This is a genomic window from Methylomicrobium sp. Wu6 (assembly GCF_035916875.1).
Lineage (GTDB): Bacteria > Pseudomonadota > Gammaproteobacteria > Methylococcales > Methylomonadaceae > Methylomicrobium.
The window spans coordinates 83,186-109,989 of sequence record NZ_JAXUHN010000094.1; the positions used below are offsets into that span (position 1 = coordinate 83,186).

A 26,804-nucleotide genomic window follows, 5' to 3' on the forward strand; every position below is an offset into this window, starting at 1 on the left:
TTGTCAGCAGTTTTTCGAAGCTTTCAAAGACTGCGCAGTAGCAGCACCAGCGGTCGGCAGTCCGAATGCCGATCCGGTAAAAATTTAATGGCGCTGAACTCACATTCAATCGCTCCACGCCTAAGCGGAATCGCATCAAGCATTGAATGTCTATTGCCGGACAACAAGATATTTCTTAAAACGGACTCAAGTGGTTTTCTGGTTCCCACGCGCCGCGCGGGAACCAGAATCGCCTTAGCAAAGCTTATTCCGCCTCGGCTTCCGAGGCGGCTCCCTCTTCGGGCTGCGGATTTTTCAGTTTATCCAGCGTCGCCTGGGCATGTCCTTCGTGATTGACGCCGTAGGCGACGTCCTGCAAGATACCATCCTTGTCGACGATGAAGGTCGAACGCAGAATGTGCATACTTCTGACACCATTTTTCTCGCGTTCACGCCAAACCCCGTAATTCACGCACATTTCGCCTGTGGTGTCGGCGAGCAGTTCTACATTCAGATTGTATTTCTTGATGAAATCGGCATGGCATTGGCAAGTGTCCTTGCTGACGCCGATCACGACCGTATCAAGCTTGGCGAATTCGTCGGCCAGTTGGGTAAAGTCGTTTGCCTCGATCGTGCAGCCGGGAGTGTCGTCTTTCGGATAGAAATATAAAACGATGTTTTTATCGCCGGCGAAATCATACAGGCTGACCAGTTGACCATTCTGATTCAATGCTCTGAACATCGGGGCGGGTTGCAGTTTTTCTAACATCGAACACCTCAAATAGCGTTATAGTTATTATGGTACACTCAGCGGAGGCCCGGCTCCGGCGCGCATGGCCGATAAGCAAGACAAGATTTTTTTGTCTGAGCGATTAGGATCGGAACACCGTTTACAGACGATGCCCTCCGCATGATAATCAGCAGGGGAACGAAAGTCTAGCCATTGCCTCGATCAGGCTGATGAAAATTTTCTTGGCCGTTATGGTTCTTCGGAAGTTCGTCAGTTTTTGCCTGGCGCGAGGCGGAGGGTTTGATAAGATCAACGAATAACAATGGAAGCAGCGATGAATGCGAATCTGGAAAAAATCAACGGCTACAGCGTGGTGAATGTGCTTGAAGAGCGCATCGACGCGCATAATTCGGCCGGACTGAAGGAAATCTTTCTGCACCTGATCGAGCAGGGAGAAGCCGACATCATCGTGCAATTGGACAGGGTGCGCTTTATCGATAGTTCGGGTCTTGGCGCTCTCTTGTCCGGGCACAAGAATGCAATGGCAAAATCGGGCCGGTTTATTTTGGCGGGATGTAAACAACAGGTGGTGTCGATGTTCGAATTAACGCGGTTGAACCGAATTTTTGAGATTTATGTCGATCTAACAGAAGCTCTAGGAAGTCAAAATTAAAGGTTGGCCATGTGCGATCCCATTATCCAGGTTGAAGTGATCATACCGACGCAGACCAAATATCTGAATCTGATCGGTAGTATCGGCGAACAAATTGCGAAAGATCTGGAGGATTACTCCGGCGATCGCGAGGCGTTGTCTTATCATCTGAATCTGGTCTTGACCGAGGCGACCGCCAATGCGATCAAGCACGCCAACTACAATGATCCGAAGGATACCGTCAGGATTACCATTCATATCGACGATCAGGAATTGAATATCAAGGTTTACGATCACGGCCAAGGCTTCGATCTGGAAAAAGTGGATATCCCGGATTTCGATCATCCGAAAGAAGGCGGCATGGGGATTTTTTTCATTCGCACATTCATGGACTCTGTTACCTACACGCGGATTAACGACGGTAACGTGCTCGAAATTATCAAGTATCTGAAATGAATAGGGCGTTGATGAAGGGAAATTACGAAACCTGGCGTCATGCTTTGCTGCGGCTGGCCGAACGCGCGCTCGGTAAGGAACAGGGGCGCGCGTTGTGCTCCAAATACCGGTCATTGACGACCGAGAGCTATCAGTCGCTGGTTGCACCGCGCTTTGCATTGAAAGACATGCTGCATCTGGAGTGGCTGCTGTCGGCGGAATGTCCGTCGGTAGGCATTCTGAGTCCGTGCCAAAAAGTCGAGCATTACCGTCTGCATTTTTACAGTCGCGAGGAACGCTTTCTCGATGAATATATCCCGGTGCTCGAAAACCTGCATCTGAGAGCGATGGATCATGTGCAGTTCATCGCCGATGTCGAAGGTTCGTCGTACTTTATCAAAAGCTTCACGATCAAGCCCGCGCAAAATCCTTGCGCGTCGATGGCGCGGTTGAAACGGCGTCTGTTGGAGGCGATTCGGGCGATTTTAGAGATGCGCGTCGAAAATGACGCGCTGAACAAGTTGATCATTCTGACCGGCCTGGACTGGCAGGAGATCGATGTGCTGCGCGCCTACCGAAATTATTATCTGCAATTGGGCCACCGCACCACCCGCGCGAGCATTCATCACGCGCTGCTCTGCAATCCCGGCGTAGCGTTGTGCCTGTATCATTATTTCGATGCGCGTTTCAGACCCTATCTCGACGATGAGGATGCCTTGCTCAGGGAAGAGGAATCCTTGTTACCGATGCATCTTGAATTATTGCAAAGCATGGAAAGGGTCGCCGATCTGAACGACGACAGGATCTTGCGCAATCTGTTCAATTTGATCGACGCGACGATGCGCTGCAATTTCCATCTGCGGCGGCAGTCGTCCGAGTATTTGATCGCTTTTAAAATCGACAGCCTCGGCGTGATCGAGATGCCGCCGCCGAAGCCGCAGTATGAGATTTTTGTGCATGCGGCCGCGATGCAGGGTATTCATCTGCGCGCCGGCAAGGTATCGCGGGGCGGCATCCGCTGGTCCGACAGGCCCGACGATTTTCGCAGTGAAATTCTCGGCTTGATGCAGACTCAGGTCAGCAAAAATGCACTGATCGTGCCGACCGGCGCGAAGGGCGGTTTTGTATTGACCAGCATCGGTTTGCGGCGCGATATCAAGGAGGCCGGCAAACAGGCTTATCTGACGCTGATCAAGGGGCTGCTCGATCTGACCGATAATTATGATGATGCTCAGGCCGTGCTGCATCCGCCGTATCTGGTCGTTTACGACGATCCCGATCCCTATCTGGTCGTCGCGGCCGACAAGGGTACGGCCCAGTTTTCGGACATCGCGAATGCGGTGTCAAAAGATTATCGGTTCTGGCTGGGCGATGCGTTTGCGAGCGGAGGCTCGCACGGTTATAACCACAAGGCGCTCGGCATTACCGCGCGCGGCGCTTGGGAGTGCGTGAAAAGGCATTTCCGCGAACTCGGCAAAAATATCCAGAGCGAAGCGTTTACCGTGATCGGCGTCGGCAGCATGGACGGCGATGTGTTCGGTAACGGCATGTTGTTGTCGCCCTGCATTCGGTTGCTCGCGGCATTCAGCGGCCAGCATATTTTTCTAGATCCGAACCCTCCGGAGGGCGATGCGGCGTTGCGGGAGCGCAAACGCCTGTTCGAGTTGCCAGGCTCCAGTTGGAATGATTACGATCGCACGCTGCTGTCCGAAGGCGGCGGCGTCTATTTGCGTTCCGCGAAAGACATTCCGTTGTCGCCCGAGCTGAAAAAATGGCTCGGCGTACATTACCGCTCGCTCGACGGCGAATCGTTGATTCGTTATCTGTTGACCGCCGAAACCGATCTGTTATGGCTCGGTGGCATTGGCACCTATGTGAAGGCTAGCACCGAAAAACATGAAGATGTCTCCGATCGCGCGAACGATAATGTGCGTGTCGATGCATCCGCGTTGCGCGCGAAGGTGGTCGGCGAGGGCGCGAATCTGGGCTTTACCCAGCAAGCGCGCATCGAATACAGCCTGAAGGGCGGCAAGATCAACACCGATGCGGTCGACAATTCGGCCGGCGTCGATACCTCCGATCATGAAGTCAATTTAAAAATCTTTCTGACGCTGCTGCACAAGAAAAATCTGCTGAGCGGAGGCCAAACGTTGTTTGCCGAGATGACCGGCCAGGTTTGCCGTTTGGTGCTGGCGGACAATTATGCACAGAGCCAATGCCTGTCGCTGGAACAATTGCGCGCGGCGGAAAGTGCCGCGCCGTTTTTTGAGGTCGCCGAGCGTCTGGAAGCCGCCGGCTTTTTCGAAGGGGCAACGGAATTGTTCCCCAGCGAGAAAGAAGTGCAGAACCGTCTAGCCAAGACAATTACCCGCCCGGAGTTCGCGGTGTTGATGTCGGCCGTCAAAATGTTTTTCACCGATCTAATTCAAGAGCATACGGCTCTGCTGGGTGACCCGTGTTGCGATGGTTATCTCCACGATTATTTTCCCGATCCGCTCGTCAGGGATTATCAAGACGTGTTGTATCTACACCCTCTGGCGGACAAGATCAAGGCGACTTTTATCAGCAACAAGATCATCAATCAGGCGGGCTGCTGTTTTTTGAGTACGTGGGTTGATGGCGAGAAAAACGATCTGTTGGAACGGATCAACTGTTATCTCGGGTTTGAACGTATCCTGCAGGCGGATGATCTGCGGCGGCGTATCGAGGGTTTAGATAATAAAATCCCGGCGGCACTGCAATATGAGTGCTTGCTGGGCACCGAAAACATGCTCGAACGCTTCTGTCGCTGGGCATTGCGCCATCACCGCCGAATCCGGCTAGACAACGCGACAATGGAGCGCTATCAGCGTTATTTGCAGGAGTCTTGGCGCTATTTCAGCGAACAGGGCGGTGTGAATGATGAGTCGGTCAAGGCCCACGTGGCGCGCTATCAAACGCAGGGAATCGAAAGTGATCTCGCTCTCAGGATGGCTTTCATCGCCGGTTTGGATGATTTTTTATGGCTCGTTGACCTAGCGGAAGAAACCGGGCAGGAGTTGGCGGTTGTTTCGCAACGGAATCAGGAAGTCAGGGGGCTTTTGGGGTTAGATGCGGTCTTTAAGCGGCTGTCGCTATTGCCTAGCCAGGATGCATGGCAGAGCAGGGTCAACGGCTCCTTGCGGGAAAAGTTGATGATGCTGACCGGCAGGCTGTTGATCGAGATCATGGCCGGTTCCGCGCCTTCTTGCGGCGCCTATTTCGAGGCGTTCAAAGCGCATGACGATATGATCCGTTATTCGAATCTAGTCCAGGAGATTAATCATTTTACGCCGACCAATTTGTATCCCTATATAGTGCTTTGCGGTCAGATGGAAAGAGTGGTTGCCAGCCTTTCCTTACATTCAAGCGGCACGTAAAAAGCGTCCTCCCTTTGTATCATTTCCGATCTCGGCCCGGATTGCCGTTTTGCATTGCTTTGGCGGTGCGTGAAACAGAGCGCCAAAGCCACCTATCTTTCGATAAGTTTCGGACGAACGTTCAGCCCTAAACATTATTGAATATTTAGGATTGACTTTTAAGAAAAGTAGACAAAACTTACCGTATATAAAAGAGCAGATTTCGCACCTGTATTCACAATGAATGATAACGAGAGGGCTGAGAGTGATGGAGAAGAAAATATATGGTAGAGTTTCGGAGAAACTTCCTGCGACCATCTTCAATGAAGGCGGCAGTGAACTGCATGTGACTGCTGTCGAAACGACGGGGGATGGCGTAAATGTTTTGTGCGATATTTATCAGCGTGATGCGATCGCGCCAGGCGGTAATTTTGTGATCGGCGGGCGTCCCATGCGGCTATCGATTGCGCTGAATCTCCCTGATGGCGAGGGGCAAAATGTTCCTGTGCAGGCGAAATGTCATATTGCCTATGCACGGCGTCTATCGAAGGAGCAGTGCATGATCTGCATGCGTTACGTCGAAATCGAAAATAACAGTCTGAATCGGTTGGTTAGCTACATTAGTAAATCGGCTGGATTCAATCAGGCGCATCGGCCGATTTAGAAAGCAGGCCGCCACATCCTATACAATTCACCCTTTGTGGCTGCGCCAGGTTCCGCTCACAGGGGGAGGAGTTAGACAAAATTCAGTTTCCCCAAGTTTTTTACCCCTCCAGTGCGCTAATGATTTCTTTCCGCAGTTTTTCCTGAGTGCCGGGATCGGTAATCGGTCGCAGCGTGCTGTCGGTGACGTAGAACATATCTTCCACGCGGCTACCGATCGTGGTGATCTTGGCGTTATGCAGGTTGATGTGTTGCTTGACGAACGCGCGTCCGATTTTGGAAAGCAGGCCGGCGCTGTCGGTGGTGATCAACTCGATGATCGTGCAATGGCTCAAAGGATCATCATGAAACCGGATGCTGGTCGGAATCGGAAAGTGTTTGGCTTGCCGGGACTGGCGATGAATGTTTTTACGCTCCTGGACCGCTTTATGTAATAAATTGTTACGCAGTGCGGAGCAAATATGCACTTCACGGATCAGGTCTCTGATCGGTTCGCCGTTTTGTTCGAGTACTTGAAAGCTGTTCAGGACATAATTGTCCGTTGTTGTCATGATCCGGGCGTCGAGCACGGTCAGACCCAATTGGTCCAGTGTAGCGGTGCTGATCGAAAAGATGTTCCCTGCGTTTTTCGTATAGATGAAAACTTCCGCGCTGCCGCGCTGGGTTTGCGGACGCAGCAGGACTAGCGGCAACTCCTCTTCGCTGGAAGAGGCAATTGCAATCGTATGCCAGACGACTTCATTGGCCGAATAGCGCAGAAAATAATCGTCGTTCGCATGCTGCCAAGAGGCGTCGATATCTTGTTCGGACAAACCGAGTTGGATTAGTTCGTCGCGCGCTTCTTTCTTGGTTTCGAGGATGCGGTCGGTTTGGCCGACAGGGTTCGGCAAACCTCGGCGCAGCATCAGATGGGTCGCGGTATAAAGCTCTTTGAGTAGTGAATCCTTCCACGAATTCCACAGTTCAGGATTGGTCGCGCGAATGTCGGCGACGGTCAAGAGATAGAGGTGGTTCAAATACTCGACGCTGCCGACTTGTTGAGCGAACTCATGGATTATGTCCGGGTCGCCGATGTCCTTGCGTTGCGCGGTCATCGACATGATCAAATGGTTGCGCACCAGCCAAGCGACCAGTTTGGTGTCATGCGCGGAAAAACCGTGTTGCTGACAGAACTCTCGGGCGATATCTTCGCCGATCGACGAGTGGTCGCCGTTTCTGCCTTTGGCGATGTCGTGAAAAAGTCCAGCCAGGTAGAGCAGTTCGGGTTTACCGATCAAAAGGAAGATCTGATTGCAGAACGGCAGTTCATCTTTGTGCTTTTCGAGCGAGAAACGGCGTAGATTGCGGATCACGAACAGCGTATGTTCATCGACCGTATAGATATGGAACAGGTCGTACTGCATCCGGGCGACGATATTCGCGAAGCAGGGCAGATAGGCGGCCAGGATTCCATAGCGGTTCATCCTGCGCAGCTCATGGGTCAGGCCGCTGGGCTGCTGGAAAATTTCGACAAACAGACGATTCGCGTTCTTGTCATGGCGAAAGTTATCATCGATCAGGTGCAGATTTTTGCGGATAAGACGGATCGTGGCCGCGCGTACCCCTTTGAGTTTGGGATTTTGTTCCAGTATCAGAATCAGTTCGAGCAGGGCGGCAGGATTTTTGGCGAAGACCTGTTCGTCGACCGCTTCCAGATAGCCGTTGATCGCAACAAATTGCGCGTTTCCCGGAATCGGCTTGATGTCGGTATGGCCGTTGATAAAGCGTTCGTGAAACAGTTGCAGCAGCATTTCGTTCAAACGCTCGAGACCCTGCACGGTTTTGAAATAGAACTGCATGAACAGTTCGACATCTTGGTTGTAATGCTGATCTTCGCAACTAAAGCCGAATTGAGTGGCCAGCTCGCGCTGATAGTCGAAAATCAGACGATCTTCGCAGCGGTTGGTCAGCAGGTGCAGCGCGTAACGGATACGCCAGAGCACCTCGACCGCATCCACTAGCTCGTTATATTCCGAGATGGGTAAAAAGCCATATTTGATCAGTTCCTTCAGCGTCGATGAATTGTAATGACGCTTGAATACCCAAGCAATCACCTGGCGGTCGCGTAACCCTCCGGGGCCTTCCTTGATGTTCGGCTCCAGGTTATAGGCAGTGTCATGGAATTTGGCGTAACGTTGCCGTTGCTCTTCCATCTTGGCGACGAAAAATTGGTCCGAAGGCCAAATCCTATCGGGCGAAATGTTTTCCCTGAGCGTTTCATAGAGATCCTGATTGCCGCAAATCAGGCGCATTTCCATCAAGCTGGTGATGATGGTCTGGTCGTCCCTCGCCAGACGCACGCATTCATTGATCGTACGCACGCTGTGGCCGGGTTTAAGGCCAATGTCCCAGAGAAAGGTGAAAAATTGCACTAGCGCGTCCTGATGAGGCGCGTCTCCTTCCGAATCGAGCAGGACCATGATGTCCACATCGGAACTAGGAAACAACTCACGCCGTCCGTAACCGCCGACCGCGACCAGGCTCAGGCGGAGCGCATGGTCGTCAAGAAAGCGACGCCAGCAACGGCACAGGAGAGCGTCGATGAAATCGGACCTGGCGTGCAGCAGCGGCAACACCGACCGGTGCGGATCGAATTGCAAGCTAAGCTCGGTGTTCTTCTCCTTGAGCAGTTGCTTAAAGAACGGCAGACTGTCGGAGGCGGAGAAGGGCATGGTATCGGTGATGTTGCGCAACGGAGTTACCTTTCTTCTTGTCGTAACGTCAGTATCTCGTATCCGTCGGCGGTGACCAACACCGTGTGCTCCCATTGCGCGGAGAGGCTGCGGTCCTTGGTCACGACGGTCCAACCGTCCGACAACACCTTGATATGCCGTTTGCCAAGATTGATCATCGGTTCGATCGTGAAGATCATGCCCGCTTGGAGCACTTCGCCGGTGCCGGCTTTACCGTAATGCAGCACTTGCGGGTCTTCGTGAAAGATTTTGCCGATGCCGTGCCCGCAAAACTCCCTGACTACCGAGTAACGGTTGCCTTCCGCGTGCTTCTGGATCGCCTCGCCGATGTCGCCCAGTGTCGCGCCCGGTTTGACCTGCTGGATGCCAAGATACATCGATTCCCGAGTCACGTTGATCAAGCGCTTGGCGTGTGGGCTGACCTCGCCGACACAGAACATTTTGCTGGTGTCGCCGTGATAGCCATCCTTGATCACGGTAATGTCGATATTGACGATGTCGCCGGACTTTAGCTTTTTTTCGCCGGGAATGCCGTGGCAGACCTGCTGATTGATCGAGGTGCAGATCGATTTCGGAAAGCCGCGGTAATTCAGTGGCGCCGGAATTGCATTTTGCACATTCACGATGTAATCGTGACAGATGTTGTTTAGTTCATTGGTCGTAATGCCCGGAACGACATGCGGTTCGATCATTTCCAGCACTTCGGCGGCCAAGCGGCCGGCAATGCGCATTTTTTCGATTTCAGTTTCGGTTTTGATGGTGATGCTCATGGATTGGGCAAAGACTCGGGGCAATTTAGAGAGTTTGATTAAAGGTAAAGTGGCATTGCTGGTTTACGGCGCAAGGAACATCCTGAGAGTTGCCGTAAATAATCCTTACAATATACCACATCTGGATTACTGGCGGGCTTTGGAGGTATGTTTTTCGCGGTAATACGCCGATGTATTATTGGGTTGATTTGTCCCCATAGTGATGAACTTATGCCAGGGCGTAACAGGCAGCGGCCAGGAATACAATTTGTTGATTGCGTCAGAATATGGTATAAAGTTAGGTTCAGTTTTTCTGAAATAAATACTCACCGTTACCGTCACACTTGCCAGGGTGCCTGCTTTAATCGATACTGCAGCGGGTTGGCAAGCGGGGTAAAGGGAGGCGTAACCCACCGGAACTTTGTTCCGAAATTTTATACTTAGGAGAAAATTAATGGCGGCAGTTTCAATGCGTCAAATGTTGGAAGCAGGCGTTCATTTTGGACACCAAACCCGTTACTGGAACCCGAAAATGGCTTCATACCTGTTCGGCGCCCGTAACAAGATCCATATCATCGATCTGGAAAAAACGCTTCCTCTGTTCAACGACGCGATGAATTATCTGGGTCAAATGTCCGCAAACAAAGGCAACATCCTGTTTGTCGGCACCAAGAAAGCGGCGCGCAAAGTGATTGCGGAAGAGGCGAGCCGTTGCGGCATGCCTTATGTCAACCATCGTTGGCTGGGCGGCATGCTGACCAATTTCAAGACCATCAAAAAGTCGATCAATCGCTTGAAGGAACTGGAAGCGATGAAGGCCGACGGCACCCTGTATCAGCGCTTCGGCAAGAAAGAAGCCCTGATGATGGAACGCGAACTCGAGAAACTCGAGCGCAGCCTGGGCGGCATCAAAGACATGAGAGGCATTCCGGACGTGATTTTCGTGCTGGATGTCGGTTACGAAAAAAATGCGATCAGCGAAGCCAAAAAACTCGGCATTCCGGTGGTCGGCGTTGTCGATTCGAACAACTCGCCGGAAAGCATCGATTATGTGATTCCGGGCAATGACGATTCGATCCGCGCGGTTAAATTGTATTGCGAATGCGCTTCCGCAGCGGTTTTAGAAGCGAAAGCCGCGACGCAAGGATTGTCGGCCAAAGCGGATGACTTCGTTGAAGAGGCTCCGGCAGCCGAATAAGCCGAAACAGCGTTTCGATGAGACCTGAAAACGCCTCCTTTTGGGGGCGTTTTCATAGTGATGACAAGTTGAGGAAAAAAAGAGAATGAGTATTACTGCGGGTATGGTTAAGGAACTGCGTGAAAGAACCGGTTCTGGCATGATGGAATGTAAAAAAGCCCTGCAAGAGGCCAACGGCGACATGGAGTTGGCGATTGAAAACATGCGCAAGGCCGGTCTTGCGAAGGCAGACAAAAAATCCGGCCGTATCGCGGCGGAAGGCAGTATTGGCGCCAAGATCAGCGACGACGAAAAAACCGCCGCAATCGTCGACATCAACTGTGAAACCGATTTTGTCGCCAAGTCGCCGGATTTCGTCAAGTTCGTGAACGACGTGGCTTCCGCTTTGCTTAACGCCGACGTTGCGACCGATGCGCAATTGCTCGACGTAAAACTGGGCGACGGCGCAACCGTTGAAGAAACCCGCCGCGCGCTGATCGCGAAACTGGGCGAAAACATCACGGTCAGACGCTTCGAAAGATTCCACACAGCGGAAGGCGGCACCGCTTGCTATCTGCACGGCAGCAAGATCGGCGTGATCGTCGAGCTGGCCAAAGCCGACAAGGAATTGGGCAAGGATGTGGCGATGCATATCGCGGCGAGCAAGCCGATCTGCGTTTCAGAGGCTGAGGTTTCCCAGGAAACTATCGAAAAGGAAAAGGAAATCTTTAAGGCGCAAGCGGCCGAAAGTGGCAAACCAGCCGACATCATCGAAAAAATGGTCGCCGGACGGATCAGCAAATTCTTCGCGGAAGTGACCTTGCTGGGTCAACCGTTCATCAAGGACGACAAAGTTTCGGTCGGCAAGCTGGTGTCTTCAAAAGGCAACGGCGTCGTGCGTTTCAGCCGCCTGGAAGTCGGTGAAGGCATCGAAAAGAAAGAAGAAAACTTTGCCGAAGAAGTGATGGCGCAAGTGCGGGCCAGCTAAATTTGGTCTGACGGCAGGCCTTGTAACAAGCTATTAATAAACCATCCGACAAAGAACTATGAAAAAACCGATTTGCCAGAGAATTTTATTAAAGCTGAGCGGCGAGGCGCTGATGAGCGAAACGGGCGGCAGCATCGACTCCGATATCCTGAATCGCCTGGCCGCCGAAATCAAGGAATTATCCGATTTCGGCGTCCAGATCGGTCTGGTAATCGGCGGCGGCAATATCCTGCGCGGCGCAGATAAGGCCTCCGAGGGATTGGACCGGGTCACCAGCGACCAGATGGGCATGCTGGCGACCGTGATCAATGCGCTGGCGATGCAGGATGCGCTCGAGCATCAGGGCTTGCAGGCCCGGGTGATGTCCGCGCTGAAAATCAATCAGGTCTGCGAGGATTATATTCGCCGCCGCGCGGTCCGTCATCTGGAAAAAGGCCGGATTGTGATTTTTGCGGCCGGCACCGGCAATCCCTTCTTTACGACCGATTCGGCGGCCAGTCTCCGGGCGATCGAAATCAATGCGGAATTGATGATCAAAGCGACCAAGGTCAAAGGCGTCTATTCGGCCGACCCCGAAAAAGTCAAGGACGCCGTCTTCTATCAGCGTCTGACTTATGACGAGGCGCTGGACCAGCGGTTGAATGTGATGGACACCACCGCCTTAGTGCTGTGCCGTGACAATAACATTCCGATGCGGGTAATGAACATCTTTGAACAGGGTGCGGTGATGCGGTTGATGAAGGGCGAAGAAATCGGTTCGCTGATTGAACGAGGAACAAAATAATGATGAATGATATTCAACAGGATGCAGCGTCCCGCATGGGCAAAAGCATCGAAGCGCTGAAACATGAGTTTTCGAAGATCCGAACCGGGCGCGCGCATCCGAGCCTGCTCGACCAGATCAGCGTGTCTTATTACGGCACCGATTCGTCGCTGTCCCAGGTCGCGAATATTGCGGTCGAGGACGCTCGGACGTTGACGATTACGCCATGGGAAAAAAACATGGTGCAGGCGATCGAGAAAGCGATCATGAAGTCGGATCTCGGTCTTAACCCTTCCACCAACGGCATGACGATCCGTATCCCGTTGCCCCCGTTGACCGAGCAACGCCGCCGCGAACTGGTCAAGGTTGTCAAACACGAGGCCGAAAACGGCCGGGTGGCGATCCGCAACATCCGTCGCGACGCAAATAACGCGATCAAGGAAGCCTTGAAGGAAAAGCTGATTTCCGAAGATGACGCTCGCAACGCGGAAGAAAAAATTCAAAAAATTACCGACCAATTTGTCAAGGAAGTCGAAAAGTTGTTGGAAGCCAAAGAAGCCGATCTGTTGTCGCTTTGATTCGGATGCCAGCCATGTCGTCAGACAACGCTTGCTTTAACCCCATCGATAACGGCGTTCCGCGCCATATCGCGATCATCATGGACGGCAATGGCCGTTGGGCGCAGAAACGCTTCATGCCTCGCGCCGTCGGTCATCGGGCGGGCGTGAAGGCGGTTCGCAAAATCGTCGAGCACTGCGCCAAAGATGGGGTCGAAGTGTTGACTCTATTCGCATTCAGTAGCGAAAACTGGCGGCGGCCATCCGAGGAAGTGTCGCTGTTGATGGAATTGTTTTTGTCGACGCTCCAGGGTGAAATCAACAAACTGGATAAAAACAATATTCGCCTGCGCTTCATCGGCGATAGAAGCCGCTTTTCTGAGTCATTGCAAAAAAAAATGCTCGAAGGCGAGGCGCAAACCAGCGCTAATACTGCATTGACCTTGGTTATTGCAGTCAACTACGGTGGCCGTTGGGATTTATGTCAGGCATTTCGCACAGTTAATCAAAAAATTTTGGCCGGCGAATTGAAGGCGCAAGACATCGATGAAAATCTGATCAATCGCCATTTATCGACCGCGGATTTGCCGGAACCGGATTTATTCATTAGAACCGGTGGCGAGCAGCGTGTCAGTAATTTTTTATTATGGCAACTCGCCTATTCCGAATTGTATTTCACCGATACCCTCTGGCCTGATTTCGACCAGAAATCGCTCGAAGAGGCGATCTTGAGTTTCAAAGGCCGGCAAAGGCGCTTCGGTCATACCGGCGAGCAGGTGCTCGGCAAAGCAGTTACCCTCTAACTTTAACGATAATTATAACAATGTTGCTCAAGCGAATTATCACTGCATCGATTCTGGCCGCCCTGATTGCTACGGCGGTATTTACGCTTTCTTCCCAATATTTTTCTCTGTTGCTCGGCATCCTGACGCTGGCCGCGGCTTGGGAATGGCTGTATCTGATCGACGTGCGGTCGATCGCAAAAAAATTGTTGTTCCTGCTCGCGTTGATCCTGCCGATGATTGGATTGCATCTGTGGACACAGTTTCTGGAACTGCTAGCGCAATTGACCAAGTGGCCGGATATCCGGTTTTATTCGGGTATTCTCGAATGGTTAGTGATTCCGCCGATTCTGTTCTGGATCGTGGTGATGATTTCGATCCGAAATCTGCCGAACAGTGTGCTGAACTTGCAACTGCGCTTGCGTTATAAGGCTTTAATCGGCTGGTTCATCCTGCTCGCCTGCTATATGTTCCTGACCCGGTTGCGCGCGTTTTACGAGCCGCCGATGACCATGTATTTTCTGGTGCTGATCTGGGCGGCCGATATCAGTGCGTATTTCTTCGGCAAGAAATACGGCAAAACTAAATTGGCGCCGGACATCAGTCCCGGAAAAACGGTTGCAGGTTTCTACGGAGCCTTGGCCGCTGGTTTGGTCTGCGCGATCGTGCTGAGCCTGATCTACCGTTTCAATTATGTTTACGCGGCAGATTTCGCCTTGTTGTCGATGTTGACCGTGTTGATTTCGGTTTACGGAGACCTGTTTTTCAGCGTCGTCAAGCGCCAGCGCGGCGTCAAGGACAGCGGCGCGATCCTGCCCGGACATGGCGGCATTCTGGATCGGGTTGACAGCCTGATCGCGGCGATTCCGTTGTTTTATGCCGGCATTTACCTGATTGCTGGGCTGATCTGATGAAAAAGGGCATATGCATACTCGGTGCGACCGGTTCGATCGGGGTCAGCACGCTCGATGTAGTCGCAAGACATCCTGATCTTTACAGGGTCGTCGCGCTGACCGCGAACAACAATATCGACTTATTGCTCGAACAATGCCTGCGGCATCGGCCGGAACTGGTCGTCGTCGCCGACGAAGCGAAAGCCGCGGCATTCAAAGAAAAAATCGCCGGTACGGCGGTTGACGGCGTCAGGGTGCTAGCCGGAGCTGCGGCTTTGGCAGAAGCTGCTACGCTGGATAATGTCGATTCGGTGATGGCGGCGATCGTCGGTGCGGCCGGTTTGCTGCCGACTTTGGCGGCGGCGAAAGCCGGCAAGACTGTGTTGTTGGCGAATAAGGAAGCCTTGGTGATGTCCGGCGGCATCTTCATGCAGGCGATCGTGGATTCGGGTGCTCAACTTTTGCCGATCGACAGCGAACACAACGCGATTTTTCAATGCATGCCGGCTACTTATACGACCGGCGTGGCCGCGAAGGCGGCCAGGCGCATCCTGCTGACCGCATCGGGCGGCCCGTTCCGGCAGACGCCGGTCGCCGATCTGGTACATGTGACCCCGGAACAGGCTGTTGCGCATCCGAATTGGGATATGGGCAAGAAAATCTCGGTCGATTCGGCAACGATGATGAACAAAGGCCTTGAAATGATCGAAGCCTGTCTGTTGTTCAACATGAAGCCGGAGCAGATCCAGGTCGTGATCCATCCGCAAAGCGTGATTCATTCGATGGTCGATTACATCGACGGCACCGTGCTTGCACAGATGGGCAATCCGGACATGCGCATTCCGATCGCGCATGCACTGGCCTGGCCCGAGCGCTTCGAGTCCGGCGCGGAGCCGCTGAATATCTTCAACGTGCGCAGAATGGATTTCGACGAGCCGAACTTTGAGCGTTTTCCTTGTTTGCGTCTGGCCTACAAGGCGATCGAAGCAGGGGGCACGATGCCGGCGGTATTGAACGCGGCGAACGAAGTCGCGGTGGATGCCTTCCTGAATCGTCGGGTGCGATTTACCGACATTCCGGTCATCATCGAACGCTGCATGGATGCGATCGAAGTCAAAACGGCCGATTCACTCGAAATCATTTTGGATCAGGATAAATTAGCTAGAATTGTGTCTAATCGAATTATCGAGCAATTGACTGGCTAATTTTTCATGAGCACTCTGTTTTATTTCATCATCACGATAGGCGTCCTGGTTTCGTTTCATGAATTCGGGCACTTTTGGGTCGCCCGCAAAGCGGGCGTCAAGGTGTTGCGCTTTTCGGTCGGTTTCGGCAAGGTGCTGTGGTCTTATCAAAAAGCGCCGGAGACGACCGAATATGTGCTCTCGGCGATACCATTGGGCGGCTATGTGAAGATGGTCGATGAACGCGAGGGTGAAGTCAAAAGCGAGGATCTGCCTTATGCCTTTAATCGGCAAGGGCTTGCAGCGCGGTCCGCGATCGTTGCGGCAGGGCCGATTTTTAATCTGATTCTGGCCGTTGCCCTATTCTGGGTCGTGCTGGTTGCCGGCGAAGAAGGTTCCAAACCGATTCTCGGCAAGATCGAGTCGGGCACGATCGCGGCCGAGGCGGGCCTGCTCGAAGGCGACGAATTCATTTCGGTCAATGACAAGCCGGCGCCAACCTGGACCGAAGCGTTGAATGTCTTCATCAGCGCAGCGCTCGACGGCGACCGGGAAATCAAGCTGGTCGTTAAAGACCGGCAGGGCAGGGAAGATGTCCGTTGGATCAAATTGCTTGATGCCGACGTCGTGGATCCTGAGAAATTATATAAACGGCTCGGATTCACTCCCTGGATGCCGAAATTGCAGCCGATAGTCGACAAGGTGTTGCCGGACGGCGCCGCCTTGGCGGCCGGAATGAAGCCGCGGGATTTGCTGATCAGCGCCGATGGTGCGCCTATCGACGATTGGCAGCAATGGGTCGAATATGTCAAAAGCCATCCCGGCCAACGGGTAGCGGTCGAAATCGAGCGTGACGGTGTGCGTCAGACCTTGTCGATCACACCGAAAGTCGTGCCGGTTCCTTCTGCCACCAAAGGCGAAGCGCCGAAAGCCGAAGGAAAAATAGGCGCATCGGTGTTCATTCCCGAAGAAATCAGAAACTCGCTGACGGCCAAATATTCGCTGGGTCCGCTCGAAGCGGTGCCCGCCGCATTCATCAAGACCTACGATTATTCGCTTTCGACGCTCAAAATGATGAGCAAGATGGTGCTCGGTCAGGCCTCGATCAAAAATTTGAGCGGCCCGATCAGCATCGCGCAATATGCGGGCGAATCCGCGGAAATCGGTTTCGTGCATTTCTTGAAGTTCATTGCGTTGGTCAGCGTAAGTCTTGGTGTGCTGAATTTGTTGCCGATACCGGTGCTGGACGGCGGCCATTTATTGTTTTTCGGCATCGAAGCCGTCAAAGGCAGGCCGCTTTCCGAAAGAAGCCAGCTGTTCTTTCAACAAATCGGCATTGCTATACTCGTCACCCTGATGGCATTGGGAATGGTGATGGACATTCAACGCCTGTTCCAATAAACAGTCTTTTCATTTTTCCACAATCCGCAAACTCTTTTCACTATTTAAAACGAGCAGATCATGAAGAAAATTATTTCTGTTGCCGCTTTCGCTGTATCGGCGCTATTTGTCGGAACGCTGCATGCGGATGAAAACGCCGTCAAGGAAGCATTAGCTAAGGCCATGCCATCGGTCAAGCTTGATTCGGTCAAGCCCTCCGAGATTAAGGGTGTGTTTGAAGTGATGGTCGGCGCCAATATTTTCTATGTGAGCGAAGACGGTAAATATTTGTTGCAAGGGCATCTGGTCGATTTGGCTTCACACATCGATTTGACCGAAGAAAAATTGAGCGGCGCCCGCAAGGCCGCGCTCGACAAGGTCGGTGAAAAGAACATGATCATCTTCAAGCCGAAGATCGGCAAATACATGATTTCGGTGTTTACCGATATCGATTGCGGTTATTGCCGTAAGTTGCACTCCGAAATCGATCAGTATCTTGCCGAAGGCATCACGGTCAGATATCTGTTTTACCCTCGCGCCGGCAAAGGCTCGGACTCCTATAAAAAAGCCGTTTCGGTCTGGTGCGCGGACGACCGTAACGCCGCTCTGACCAGTGCGAAAAAAGGTTCGACGCCGAAGGAAAAGACCTGCGATAACCCCGTCGATCAGCACATGCAACTGGCGGAAGATTTTGAAGCGCGCGGTACGCCGCTGATCGTGACCGAAAAAGGCAATTTGTTGCCAGGCTATGTGCCGGCAAAACAGTTGGCTGAAATCCTGAAAGAAGAACAGGCCAAAAAATAACCGGCTTGTACCGTCCCGAGTCTGTTTTCGGTTTGGGAATCCGCTTTGCATTGTTGATTAAGATTGCAGGATTTAGGGGAGGATATGCTTTGCTTTCCATCCCCTTGCAATCTTATCTGCAATGAGCTGAGCTTGTTCGTCCCTTATTCCTTTCAATCATCAACTCCTCGGTCTGCCTATGTCGAGCCGCGAGCGAACGACTATCGACCTGCTTTATGCACTGATGCTATGGTTGCCGACTCTTTTGTTACCGGCGATTCAGCCTGCGACAGCCGCAGCCGTGTTGTCGGTAACCCAGGTCGCCCCTGGCATCTATGTGCATCTTGGGCCTCATGAAATTCCCGACGCCCACAATCACGGAGCAATTGCGAATGTCGGCTTCATCGTCGGCGAACGCTGTGTCGCAGTGATAGACACCGGCGGCAATCCCGGCCAGGGCAGGGCGCTTTACCATGCTATCAAACATACGACCGACAAGCCGATCTGTTATGTAATCAATACGCATGTGCACCCCGACCACATTTACGGAAACAGCGCATTCAAAGCCGAGGGTGTCAAGTTTGTCGGTCACCATAAACTTGGCCGAGCGATGGCCGCGCGCGGACCATTTTATCTTGCCAAGGCGAAGGAACTGTTGGGCATCGATCTCACCGCCGGTGACATAATTCCACCCGACATTACAGTCGAAAAGGAACTCGATATCGATCTCGGCGGGCGCATCCTGAAGTTGACCGCGCACCAGCCCGCGCATACCGACAATGATCTCTCGGTTTATGATCCGCTAACCGACACCCTTTGGCTGGCCGATCTGTTATTCCTCGAACACCTGCCCGTAATCGACGGCAGCCTGAAAGGCTGGCTCGCAGAGATAGAGCAGTTGGAACGTCACGCCTACAAAATTGTAATTCCGGGCCACGGCCCGATAGTCACCGACTGGCCACAAAGCCTGCAACCTGAAAAGCGCTATTTGCAGTCGCTGCTGAACGACATCAGAGCCTTGATCAAAAGCGGCGGATTTCTGGAACAGGCGCTCGAGTCAATCGGCTATGGCGAGAAATCCGCGTGGAAACTCTTCGACGATTTTCACCGCAAAAATGTTTCGACGGCGTTTGCGGAATTGGAATGGGAAGGCTGACAATAACTTAGCCATGTAGAATGGCCTTGAAGTTAAAGTCAAAGTGCAATTCCTAAAGCATCTTGTTAAAAGCAAGGCGTGCCCCATTGGTTTGCGAATGTACGATAAAAAGCCTTGTCGCCGATAGTCGCCCCGCGTCTGCTAACCAGCGCGCCAGCAAAAGCTTGCGCGCGTTCCAGCGTCGTCGGTAGCGGCCATTGCTCGTTCAGGCCCAACAGCAGGATTGAGGCGAATGCATCGCCCGCACCGACGGTGTCGACCACGGTTGTTATGGAAGGCGGTTTGACTGAAATAAACCCATGCTGTTGGTCATAAGCCAGAGTGCCTTGTGCGCCGCGGGTGGTGAACAAGATTTCGAGATTGAATTCTTCAAAGAATGCCTGCATGGCGGTTTCCAAGTCGGGATGACCGGGGCATAGCGTGAGCAGTTCGTCTTCATTCAGTTTGACCCATTCCGCATCGTGCAGCAGCGGCTGCAGCGTAACTGCTTCCCACCAAGGCGGACGCAGATTGACATCAATAAATATCTTGCCTCGATGCTTGTCTTTTGCCGTTTGCAAGGCGGCGAGCGAGGCGGGAGTGCGGATCGCCAGCGAGCCGTGATAGAAAATGCCTTGGCTGGTTTTGTCGGCCAAGAGACTTGCGTCGATGAAGTCGTAGGCGCAATCGACGACAATCTCGTAGCGAGGTTCGCCGCGATCGATCGATACCTGCACGCTACCGGTCGGATGTGTTGGATCGGTTTGCAGGGCATCGGGGCGCATGCGCCAGTCGCGCATCAATTGGACGATTTCCTGTCCTTCCGGATCATCTCCGATGCGGCTGATCAAGCGGGGCGATTGTCCGAAAGCATGCAAATGCCAGGCGACATTGAACGGCGCGCCGCCCGGAACGCGGCTGCCGTCCGGGAAATGGGCGAACAACACTTCGCCGAAGATATGGATCAATGAAGGATTAGGCATGGTCTTCCGCCGGCCGTAGTGCGGCAGATTCAGTCAGGAAATCGTCGATCCGGTTGCAATCCGACTCGATCAGCAACACTTTTTCTCGCCGGCTCAATTTTTTCAGGCGAAGCTCGCGCTGGCTGGCAGAGCTGCGATCATGACCGGCTTCCAGATAAACCAGCCGTCGAGGCTGCCGTCCGTAGAAATATTTCGCGCCGCGCCCGCTGGCGTGCTGCTCGAATCGGCGCCACACGTCATTCGTGATGCCGGTATAAAAGGTGTCGTCGTTGCACAGGATTATATAGACAAACCAGGTCATCGCCCTTTAAACGGCCGCGCCGAATAACGCGCCGGCGCCGGCGGTTAGGCCCATTGCCAATGCGCCCCAGAAAGTGACCCGAACCGCCCCCTTGAGCAGGCTCGAGCCGCCGGTATAAGCCGCGACGATGCCGAGCAGCGCCAGAAAAAGCAGCGATGACGACGAGACCGCGCGCGCGATAAAGGGGCCGGGCGCGAATAGCGCGGTTAGCAAAGGTAGCGCCGCGCCTATCGCAAACGTCGTCGCCGAGGTAAAAGCGGCCTGAAGCGGACGGGCGGAGCCTTGCGTCGAAATGCCCAATTCTTCGAGCGCATGCGTCCCGAGTGCGTCGTGCGCCATCAATTGGGTCGCGACTTGTTCGGCGAGCAGCGGATCGAGGCCGCGCTGGATATAAATTTCAGTTAGCTCGTTCAGTTCATACGGGTGGTTTTCCTCTAGTTCTTTACGTTCGCGCGCCAGGTCGGCCTTTTCGGTATCGGCCTGCGAGCTGACCGAGACATATTCGCCGGCCGCCATCGACATTGCGCCGGCAACCAGCCCCGCGACGCCGGCCAGCAGGACATCGTGTTGCGTTGCCTGTGAGGCCGCAATTCCCACGATCAAACTGGCGGTTGAGACGATGCCGTCGTTGGCGCCCAATACCGCGGCGCGCAGCCAGCCGGTGCGATGGGTGCGATGGGCTTCCGGGGGATGGGGTTGCATTCGGTTCTCCAAGTTAACGCGAGCGGTCTTCAGGTAAAAGCAAATGATCGATCTGATCTTTGATCAATCTTGCTGCCTTTTCCAGCGCCTTTTTTTCCTGGCGGTTCAAGTCGGGATGCAGATGGCGAATGATACCGTGCCGGCCGACCACAACCGGGATACTGAAACAATTATCCCGGATACCGAGCCAATCCTCAAGGTAGGTGCTGAGCGGCAAGGTTCGATGCGAGTCGTAAACAATCGCCTTGATCACCTCGCAGGCCGCAGCAGAGATCGCATAATTCGTGTAACCCTTGGCGTTGTAAACATCGAATCCGGCATTGTAAACGGCGTTGAAAATCTCGCGATGCGAGGTGTTATCGACGATATGTTCGCTGCCTGCCGAGGCGGTGCTGAACAACGGAAACTGGTTGGGGCCGTGTTCACCGAGGATATAAGCGCGTAAATCGTCCGGATGGATCTGCTCCTGGATCGACAGCAGCGACCGGAAGCGGGCCGAATCGACCAGGGTGCCGACGCCGATGATTCTTGAGGCCGGAAATCCCGAGATCTGCGTCGCCAGATAGGTCATGATGTCGACCGGATTGGTAATGATGATCAAAACCGCCTGCGGATTGTTGCGCGCCAGCATCGGGATCAATTGCCGGAACAATTGCACATTGGCCGGGCCGAGTTCGAGGCGTGAAGTCATATGCCCGGAGGAGGGCATCGAGGCAGTTACGACCAGGATGTCGCTATCGGCGACCTCATCGAGCGCGGCGCTTTCGACGGTTATCGAGCGTTCGCAAAAAGCCAGGGTGTGCTGCAAATCCAGCGCATCGCCGTGCGCTTTGGCAAGATTCCTGCCGGCCAGGACCAGATGGTCGCAGAGGCCTTTCAGCACCAGCGCATAAGCGGTCGCCGAGCCGACATGGCCGGTGCCGATGATCGCAATCTTCATAAGCCGGCGAACTCCAACGGTTGATAGTTTATGGGTCCGGTTGCACTCGCCAGCTAGCCGTTCAAGCTTGGGAAGGTCTTCTCCCCTCCCTGTTGCAAAGTCTAACCGGAACTGATCAAGCCCTATTAGGATAACGCATGTTGGCTATGAATGGAAAAGGCGGTGGGCAGAAAAGCGCTGCCCACCGTGGATTGCTGGTTAACCGTTCAATATCGCATCGGCGGCTTTTTCGCCGATCATATACACCGAGGACACGATGAAGAAGCCCGGAATCTTCGGGAATACCGACGCGTCGACGACGCGCAGGCCCTGGATGCCGCGGACGCGGAACTTACTGTCCAGTACCGCCATCGGGTCGTTGTCGGCGCCGATCGGGCAGGTGCAGGAAGCGTGGTGGCCCCAGGCGTTATAGCGGACGAAGTCGCGCAGTTGCTCCTCAGTCTGCACGTCCTTGCCGGGCGCGACTTCTTCAGTCAGGATGCCTTGTTCGAACAACGGCTTGGTGATGCTGCGCACGAATTTGACGCCCTGGACGACCGAATCGAGATCCTCGCCCAGAACGTCGCTGCCTTCCTCGAAATAGCGGAAGTTGATGTAAGGACGGTCGCGCGGATCGCTGGACACCAATCTGACTTCGCCGGCGCGGTTGATCGTGTGCGCCTTCAGCACGGCCCAGGTCAGGTAGTTCAGGCCGTCCTTGATCAATTTGGAGTAGCCTGGGAAATAGCCTCTGAAATTGCCGAGCAAGGAAAAACAAAACAGATCGGGCAGCGGTCGTTCTTCGACGGAACGTCTGATCACTGCCAGCACCGCGCCGTTGGTCGTGTATACGCCTTTGTTTTCGTTCTTCCATTCGTTGTATTGCGGATCGCCGGGGGAATACTTGGCACCTTTCAGCACTTCCCAGTCCTGATTCATTTTGTTCACGACTCCGACTTCGTAGCGGTCCTGCAAGTTGGTGCCGACGCCTGGCAGGTGATGCTTGACCGGAATGCCGTGCTTTTGCAGTTCCTCTTTAGGGCCAATGCCGGACAGCATCAACAGTTGCGGCGTATTGTAGGCGCCGCCGGCCAGAATCACTTCTTTCGCGGCATAGGCTTTGCGGGCTTCGCCGGGCTCGTTGCTCGGATTCGCGTGTGCCTTGTAAAGCTTTGCGCCTTTCAGATACTCGACGCCGACCGCCCGGTTATTGTCGTCGAGAATCACTTTGGTGACCAGCGCATCGAGTTCGATGGTCAGATTGTCGGGATGTTTTTGCTGCACCACGAGCAGGCGTTCTCGGGTGCTGTGGCGTTTGCCGTTTTGGGTAGCCAGCGGTGGATAGCGCAGACCCGTGGAATTTTCCTTGACCAGACGCCAGTCGTTCGGATCGGCCAGCCCCTGGATTTGCCATTTCAGACGGTCAAAAAAGTTCGGCAGCGTGCCGGCGGCCTTGATTGCCGAATCGAGTATTGCCTCGATCAGTTTTTTGTCTTTTGACAAGGCCTCGAGCGGCAGCGCGGCTTCGGTCTGAAACCAGCCCTTGAAGCCGTGGCGCGACGGATTGATGCCGAGCCAGGTGGCGAGCTTCCTAAGGATGGGCCGATGCTCGCAGTATTCCATCAATTCGAAATATTTGCGCATGTTGTCGGCCTTCCAGGACGTATCGCCGGTGATTTCCGCGACTTCGTCCCAGTCGGCGTTGTGCGGATAGACCGTGATCATCGCATTGTGCGCGGTGCAGCCGCCGAGGCAGCCGGCGCGTGGGTACAATACGCCTTTCTCGGCTTTGGTGTATTTGGGGTCCTGGGCCTGAATCGATTCGGTTTCATAATGTCGCACGAAAAAGTCCCAGCGCATCGCTTCGTTTTCGGTCGAAAACGGATGCATGACAGGCACGTCATAGTCATCGGGCAGCCGTTTTTCGCCGGGGAAGGCCAAATTGTCGCCTTGCAGTTGTTTCGGGTCGCCGCCGGCTTCCAGCACCAGCACTTTCTTGCCGCGTTCGGCGAGCCGCGCGGCCACCGTGCCGCCGCCGGCTCCGGAGCCGACGACGATGTAATCGTAAGTTGCAGTATTATAGTTATCGGTCATTGTCAGTTCTCCTGCTCTAATGAATAGAGACCGCCCGATCGGTGACGGTCGGGCGGTCTCGTCGCGCTGTCCCTGATGGTTCGGAGGGGCTGCGTCATGCCGCCCCCGATCGAAACGAAGGCTTAGAAAGTCTTCAGGAATGCGATCAGCGCTTTCTTGTCGGCATCGCTCAGGCCCGGCTCTTTGTCGGCTTCCTTGAAATAATCGGTGCCGAAATAATGGCCGCGGTTGACGATATAGTCAGGACATTTGCTTGCGTTGACCAAAGGTTCGACCGCGTTCGCAAACACCTTGGCGGCTTGCTCGTCGGTCGCGTCTTTCGGCAACTTCTTCAGGTCATGCTTGAGTGTAACCAGAACATCGAGCAACTTGACGCCATGTGTAAGCTTGTTCCATAAGCCGGTGCGTTGGTCCAGATCGATGTTGGTCAGCAGGTTGACTGGCGTACCTTTTGGAATCGGACCGAGTTCCAGACCTTGTTCGCCGGCAAATTTGCCGCCTTCGATCTTGCCGGCAAGCTTGTTCAGCAACGTCGGCAGATAGCCGGACGGAACCCTGAGGTAGCTGGTGTCGTAAGTTCTGTCGATCCAGCCCGGCAGTAGCTTGCCGTTCGCGGTTTGGTACTGAATATTGCCCTTGCGCTTTTCCGGCCACAGCATTTGTTCGATCGAACTGTCGAACGATTGCAGTCTGTCTTCGACCGCCGGGCTTGGGTTGAAATCGCCGACCGAGTTGTTCAGCAGGAACGGCGCGGTTGACCATACGCTGACCAGCGAAGCCGGACGGGTAAAGCCGCGGCCGCCGCCCGGCATGTCGAATTGCCAAGGCTTGCCGGTCATCGGATGATGCACGGTGAACTTACCGACCGATGGCAGATTCTTGTACGATTGCGACGAGAAGTCGTTCCAGATGTTGCCTTCGATCGCGTTGGTCGCCAATGGACTGCACGCATTGGTTTCGAGTAACGTGACCGGGACACGAAGATCTGTGGACAGGAAGTTGTCTTGCAGGAAGTCATCCTTTTTGACAATTTCGCCGATCGCTTTCTTGAATTCATCCGTTTGCGTCCATTTCCAGTAATTATCCCAATATTTCAGGTAATCCTTGCCGACTCCGCCGTTCGGGAAGAAGCTGTAGGCTTTAGGGGGTAATTTACTGGAATGGCAGCGCGCGCAGCGTTCGCCGAACACTTCCTTGCCGCGGGTCAAAACGGCCGCATCGGTGCTCAGATGCTTGTCGCCGCCGGGCGCGTTTTTCAGGTAGTCGGGACGGGTACCGGCGATGAAGAACAGTGCCAGATCCGGCGTTTGAGCTTCGTTGGCCTGCCAATAGGACGAGTTTTTACGTGATTGCTTGATCGGAATCGGAGTGATGGGCTTGCCGCCGATCAACGGATTGAAGTGGGTCAGCCATTCTTCGCTGAACAGGCCGATGTTGATGAAGACGCGGTTCAATGCACCCAGCGCGCCGACCGAATCGGCGCCGTCTTTCAAGACGCGTGGCGTGAATACGGTATCCGGCGCTTTGTAGAATCCGGCCAGCGGCGAATCGGCAGGCACGTAGTCGTTCAACTGCTTGTTGTTCAAGCTGCCGTCGCCGAGTTTTTCCTCGCCGAATTTTTGCGCGTTCAACAAGCGCGGCACCAGGTTATAGACCGCGTTCATCGTGCGCGGGTTGTTGATGTAGTCGCTCGAAATCAGCGAGGTATCCAGCGCGCCGGGACGCGAAGTGGTGAACAGTTGATAAGGGAAGCTGCTTCTATCGGCATCCCAGGAGAAGATCCTGTTGATCCAAAAATATTGCGCGCCCGGATTCGAATTCAGGTTTTCCCATTTCGGATTTTCGGGATCAGCGGGCGGGTTGGTCGGGTTCGGGCCGACGTGGCAAAAGCCGCAGGCCATGCCGACGCGGTAAGGCCGAACCAAGTCCTTGTTGTTGTAATAACTCGGATCGGTATAGTAACGTTCAGGGTCCCATTTCTTTTCCGCTTCCGCGTCGAAGTCAGGGTTCGGAAACAGCCGCACGCCGACGATGCCGGTCGCATAACCGTAGTAGGATCCGGCGGGGATGTTTTTACCGCGCGCGCCGTATTTTACCCCTGGATATTTGGTTTCATTTTCGAACGGATCGGGCGCGCAATCTTTCGAACGCACGTCGAGCCAGAGTCCGTAACGGTCTTTGCGCGGCCCGGCCGGTTTTTCGAAGCAGGGTTCGTTGACCAGGCCCAAATAATTCCAGCGGTTGCTACGGCTGAATTTCAGGCTGGGGTGATTGGACAGGGATTTCAGAAAATCGAGCGTGCCGACGCTGCGATAGCTCATCGTGTCCCACAGGCGGTCGTTGCCCGCAGTCCAGACGATCCAGTTGTTACGGCCGATCGCGACGCGTTTGGCGGCTTCTTCGGGCGTAATGCCGGGAACGAACGGCGCTAGAGTCTTGGCCAGTTCTTCAGGATTTTTGGTGATACCGTAGTCCATGTCGCGGAAGTAGTCTTCGTCCGCGCCTTTCAGGCTGTCGGCGGTGCGGCCGACGCACATGGCCTCGTCCAGAATCTCGTCTGCTGCGTTTTTGCAGGCCTTGCTGGTAAAAAGCGTCGCTAAGCTCACGCTGCTGTAGCCAGCCAGGCCGATAAATCCGACTCCGGTCAGCATCAGCGCAAGGGCTGATTTTTTCAGTTTCATTTTTAGTCTCCCCAGTAAAAGTGAAAATCATGCAAATGGATTGCACGGTTGGACTACGCTATGGTGTGGTTAACCTCCGTTGATGAAGCGGTTTAGATGATGATTTTTTAGATGCGGCCTCTTTTTATTGTAATTACCGTGCAGACGGAGCTGAATCCGTTTTGG

The 26,804-nt window shown here is 53.9% G+C and carries 23 protein-coding genes; 14 read left to right on the top strand and 9 right to left on the bottom strand.

Annotated features, from left to right (window positions below):
• Positions 1-244 precede the first annotated feature (244 nt).
• Positions 245-748, bottom strand: a complete 504-nt coding sequence (locus tag U2W12_RS18330) for a peroxiredoxin (RefSeq protein ID WP_326502140.1) — start codon at positions 746-748, stop codon at positions 245-247.
• A gap of 295 nt (positions 749-1,043) precedes the next feature.
• Between U2W12_RS18330 and U2W12_RS18335 the strand changes: the two genes are divergently transcribed.
• The 4 genes from U2W12_RS18335 (at position 1,044) to U2W12_RS18350 (ending at position 5,837) form a co-directional block, all read left to right on the top strand.
• Complete coding sequence (locus tag U2W12_RS18335) at positions 1,044-1,382, top strand: STAS domain-containing protein (RefSeq protein WP_326502141.1); 339 nt, start codon at positions 1,044-1,046, stop codon at positions 1,380-1,382.
• Positions 1,383-1,391: 9 nt separating this feature from the next.
• Entirely contained in the window at positions 1,392-1,817 is a 426-nt protein-coding gene (locus U2W12_RS18340) for an ATP-binding protein (protein ID WP_326502142.1), read from the top strand.
• Positions 1,814-5,194, top strand: a complete 3,381-nt coding sequence (locus tag U2W12_RS18345) for an NAD-glutamate dehydrogenase domain-containing protein (protein ID WP_326502143.1) — start codon at positions 1,814-1,816, stop codon at positions 5,192-5,194. Before U2W12_RS18340 ends, U2W12_RS18345 begins: the two co-directional genes overlap by 4 nt.
• 247 nt (positions 5,195-5,441) lie before the next feature.
• A complete protein-coding gene (locus tag U2W12_RS18350; RefSeq protein ID WP_326502144.1) occupies positions 5,442-5,837 on the top strand; it encodes a PilZ domain-containing protein in 396 nt (131 codons plus the stop codon).
• A gap of 100 nt (positions 5,838-5,937) precedes the next feature.
• Here the strand turns inward: U2W12_RS18350 and glnD are convergent, their stop codons facing one another.
• A complete protein-coding gene (gene glnD / locus U2W12_RS18355; protein WP_326502243.1) occupies positions 5,938-8,547 on the bottom strand; it encodes a [protein-PII] uridylyltransferase in 2,610 nt (869 codons plus the stop codon).
• A gap of 26 nt (positions 8,548-8,573) precedes the next feature.
• The gene (map, locus tag U2W12_RS18360) at positions 8,574-9,338 is read right to left on the bottom strand and encodes a type I methionyl aminopeptidase (RefSeq protein WP_326502145.1); all 765 of its coding nucleotides are present in this window, start codon (positions 9,336-9,338) and stop codon (positions 8,574-8,576) included.
• Positions 9,339-9,771: 433 nt separating this feature from the next.
• On the opposite strand from map, the gene rpsB reads away from it, so the two are divergent.
• From rpsB to U2W12_RS18410, 10 genes are all read left to right on the top strand, one after another.
• The gene (gene rpsB, locus U2W12_RS18365) at positions 9,772-10,515 is read left to right on the top strand and encodes a 30S ribosomal protein S2 (protein WP_326502146.1); all 744 of its coding nucleotides are present in this window, start codon (positions 9,772-9,774) and stop codon (positions 10,513-10,515) included.
• Positions 10,516-10,600: 85 nt separating this feature from the next.
• Positions 10,601-11,482 (top strand): translation elongation factor Ts, encoded by an 882-nt coding sequence (gene tsf, locus U2W12_RS18370; protein ID WP_326502147.1) that lies wholly within the window; start codon positions 10,601-10,603, stop codon positions 11,480-11,482.
• Between the two features lie 58 nt (positions 11,483-11,540).
• Positions 11,541-12,266: a UMP kinase gene (gene pyrH / locus U2W12_RS18375; protein WP_326502148.1), complete on the top strand. Its 726-nt coding sequence runs from the start codon at positions 11,541-11,543 to the stop codon at positions 12,264-12,266.
• On the top strand, positions 12,266-12,823 hold the full coding sequence (frr, locus tag U2W12_RS18380) for a ribosome recycling factor (RefSeq protein ID WP_326502149.1): 558 nt from the start codon (positions 12,266-12,268) through the stop codon (positions 12,821-12,823). Before pyrH ends, frr begins: the two co-directional genes overlap by 1 nt.
• 14 nt (positions 12,824-12,837) lie before the next feature.
• On the top strand, positions 12,838-13,605 hold the full coding sequence (locus U2W12_RS18385) for an isoprenyl transferase (protein ID WP_326502150.1): 768 nt from the start codon (positions 12,838-12,840) through the stop codon (positions 13,603-13,605).
• Positions 13,606-13,625: 20 nt separating this feature from the next.
• Entirely contained in the window at positions 13,626-14,495 is an 870-nt protein-coding gene (locus U2W12_RS18390; protein ID WP_326502151.1) for a phosphatidate cytidylyltransferase, read from the top strand.
• On the top strand, positions 14,495-15,682 hold the full coding sequence (gene ispC / locus U2W12_RS18395) for a 1-deoxy-D-xylulose-5-phosphate reductoisomerase (RefSeq protein WP_326502152.1): 1,188 nt from the start codon (positions 14,495-14,497) through the stop codon (positions 15,680-15,682). Before U2W12_RS18390 ends, ispC begins: the two co-directional genes overlap by 1 nt.
• A 6-nt stretch (positions 15,683-15,688) precedes the next feature.
• A complete protein-coding gene (gene rseP, locus U2W12_RS18400) occupies positions 15,689-17,062 on the top strand; it encodes an RIP metalloprotease RseP (RefSeq protein ID WP_326502153.1) in 1,374 nt (457 codons plus the stop codon).
• A 60-nt stretch (positions 17,063-17,122) separates the two neighbouring features.
• Positions 17,123-17,845, top strand: coding sequence for a DsbC family protein (locus U2W12_RS18405; protein WP_326502154.1), 723 nt, complete (start codon positions 17,123-17,125; stop codon positions 17,843-17,845).
• 223 nt (positions 17,846-18,068) lie between these two features.
• Positions 18,069-18,980 (top strand): quinoprotein relay system zinc metallohydrolase 2, encoded by a 912-nt coding sequence (locus U2W12_RS18410; protein ID WP_326502244.1) that lies wholly within the window; start codon positions 18,069-18,071, stop codon positions 18,978-18,980.
• A 65-nt stretch (positions 18,981-19,045) separates the two neighbouring features.
• Here U2W12_RS18410 and U2W12_RS18415 read toward each other — a convergent pair whose 3' ends face one another.
• From U2W12_RS18415 to U2W12_RS18440, 6 genes are all read right to left on the bottom strand, one after another.
• Complete coding sequence (locus U2W12_RS18415; RefSeq protein ID WP_326502155.1) at positions 19,046-19,942, bottom strand: carbohydrate kinase; 897 nt, start codon at positions 19,940-19,942, stop codon at positions 19,046-19,048.
• Positions 19,935-20,243: a GIY-YIG nuclease family protein gene (locus U2W12_RS18420; protein ID WP_326502156.1), complete on the bottom strand. Its 309-nt coding sequence runs from the start codon at positions 20,241-20,243 to the stop codon at positions 19,935-19,937. The genes U2W12_RS18415 and U2W12_RS18420 overlap by 8 nt, the downstream gene beginning before the upstream one ends.
• 6 nt (positions 20,244-20,249) lie before the next feature.
• Entirely contained in the window at positions 20,250-20,945 is a 696-nt protein-coding gene (locus tag U2W12_RS18425; protein WP_326502157.1) for a VIT family protein, read from the bottom strand.
• 13 nt (positions 20,946-20,958) lie between these two features.
• Positions 20,959-21,885: an NAD(P)-binding domain-containing protein gene (locus U2W12_RS18430; RefSeq protein ID WP_326502158.1), complete on the bottom strand. Its 927-nt coding sequence runs from the start codon at positions 21,883-21,885 to the stop codon at positions 20,959-20,961.
• A gap of 198 nt (positions 21,886-22,083) precedes the next feature.
• Positions 22,084-23,958 carry a GMC family oxidoreductase gene (locus tag U2W12_RS18435; protein ID WP_326502159.1) on the bottom strand — a complete coding sequence of 625 codons (1,875 nt, stop codon included), beginning with the start codon at positions 23,956-23,958 and terminating at the stop codon, positions 22,084-22,086.
• 122 nt (positions 23,959-24,080) lie between these two features.
• Positions 24,081-26,639, bottom strand: a complete 2,559-nt coding sequence (locus U2W12_RS18440; RefSeq protein WP_326502160.1) for a hypothetical protein — start codon at positions 26,637-26,639, stop codon at positions 24,081-24,083.
• Between the last annotated feature and the right edge of the window lie 165 nt (positions 26,640-26,804).